This window comes from Comamonas faecalis, assembly GCF_039538025.1.
In the GTDB taxonomy this organism is placed as follows: Bacteria; Pseudomonadota; Gammaproteobacteria; order Burkholderiales; family Burkholderiaceae_C; genus Comamonas_C; species Comamonas_C faecalis.
Map to the genome: position 1 here is coordinate 1 of NZ_BAABBP010000058.1, position 1,658 is coordinate 1,658.

At 58.6% G+C, this 1,658-nt stretch carries 2 protein-coding genes and 1 pseudogene; 2 read left to right on the forward strand and 1 reads right to left on the reverse strand.

Annotated elements, in window-relative coordinates:
• Window positions 1–244: 244 nt before the first annotated feature.
• Entirely contained in the window at window positions 245–469 is a 225-nt protein-coding gene (locus ABD767_RS17140; protein WP_103046388.1) for a BrnA antitoxin family protein, read from the forward strand.
• A gap of 113 nt (window positions 470–582) precedes the next feature.
• Here the strand turns inward: ABD767_RS17140 and ABD767_RS17145 are convergent, their stop codons facing one another.
• The gene (locus ABD767_RS17145) at window positions 583–1,059 is read right to left on the reverse strand and encodes an SEL1-like repeat protein (RefSeq protein ID WP_344870002.1); all 477 of its coding nucleotides are present in this window, start codon (window positions 1,057–1,059) and stop codon (window positions 583–585) included.
• A 317-nt stretch (window positions 1,060–1,376) separates the two neighbouring features.
• Between ABD767_RS17145 and ABD767_RS17150 the strand changes: the two are divergent.
• A pseudogene (locus tag ABD767_RS17150) lies at window positions 1,377–1,511 on the forward strand (pilin); the annotation flags it as partial.
• Window positions 1,512–1,658 lie beyond the last annotated feature (147 nt).

Sequence of the window (1,658 nt, forward strand, 5' to 3'; positions counted from 1 at the left end):
CGCCGATTGGGGGCATCCCTCCCGCAGAAGCTGAGGCAAACTACTGGCGGCAACTCGCCGTCAGCAACACCTCGACAGAGGTGTCAACTTAAACCAATCAGCCTCCTTGAAACCCGGGGCGGTTCACTAGTGCCAAATTGCTCATCGTGTGTCATTGCGAACGCAAACATGGGCAAGTCATCCGCATCATCTCTGCTCGCAAAGCAACCAAGCACGAAAGCGCGTTTTACCAAGGTAGCCAGACATGAAAGCCGAATACGACCTCTCCAAGTTGAAGTCCCGCAAAAACCCCTATGCCTCCAAACTGAAAAAGCCCGTCACCATGCGACTCTCCGAGGATGTCGTTGAGTACTTCAAAGAGATGGCAGAAGAAGCAGGTATTCCGTACCAAAGCCTTATCAATCTGTACCTGCGCGACTGCCTCATTGAGCACCGCAAGCTACAGATCAAGTGGCCTCAACTTACCTAATGACTCAGCCCTTTGAAGTGGCAATTTTTCGTCATTCCGGCGAAGGCCGGAATCCATGACTTCCTCCCCAAAGCACTGGATCCCGGCCTTCGCCGGGATGACGAATTCAAACATCACAGGGCCGAATCAATATCCATAGCGCCCGGCGCCAGCGCCTTGCCCAGCAAGGCATCGAGCTGCTGCTGCGCAATCGCATGGCTGTGGGCTGCCGCCTTGGCAATCCACATCATGGCCTCGGCGTTGCCCTGCTCGGTGCACAGCGCGGCGGCTGCGGTGCCCAGCCAGTGCATCGCGTCGGCGTGGTTCTGGTCGGCTGCCTGGCGCAGCCAGTACAGCGCGGCGGCACGGGCGCCAGGGTGGCCGGCGGGCGCTGCAGCTGCCGTGTAGAGCAGCGCGCCGACGTCGGCCTGGGCGTCGGCGTCGCCCGCGTCGGCCTGCAGCAGGGCGTGCAGGTCTTCAGCGCCCAGATCGACGCCTGTGTGCTCGCGGATGGCTGTAAGTACCCCCCCCCCCCCCCCAGCGCTACCGTCGTGCGGCCACGGGCGTCTTTCTCGCCGCTGGCAAGCGCGCCGTCGGCCACGCGGCGCCACAGGGTGCGGCGGCTGATGCCGGTCATGGCTTCCGCCGCGTCCAAACTGATGATGTCCATGCCTTGCTCCAAACCCGGGAAGGTGATTTTAGTGTCCTGAACTAGTGGCCGGGATCGGCCCCAATGGCACGGCATTTGCCGTGACACGCCGACCCTGGCACGGCAAACACCGTGACAGCCAATGCATGGCAGGGCGCTTTATGTGACAAATTGCTTTATTTGTACTGGAAACGTTGATTCCGGCGCTGGCACAGGTCTTGCCTCTATTGAAGCGACTGGCACTTTCATTCCGCCAGCGATTCTTCACCAGGAGGTTTTATGAAACACCAGCTTCGCAAGGTCCAACAGGGCTTTACCCTGATCGAACTGATGATTGTTGTGGCGATTATTGGTATTTTGGCGGCTGTGGCGATTCCGCAGTATCAAAATTATGTCGCCAAGTCGCAAGCTGCACGTGTAATGAGTCCGCCCTGAGGATGCTCTGAATAACTCACCTCCAGGCGTGCTACGCCTGGGCTATTTTTCAGATGATGGAATTTGAGTTGACTTCGGCAGGGGCAACTATTTTTTTGCCCGCCGATCGGGGCGTTTTGCCGTTTT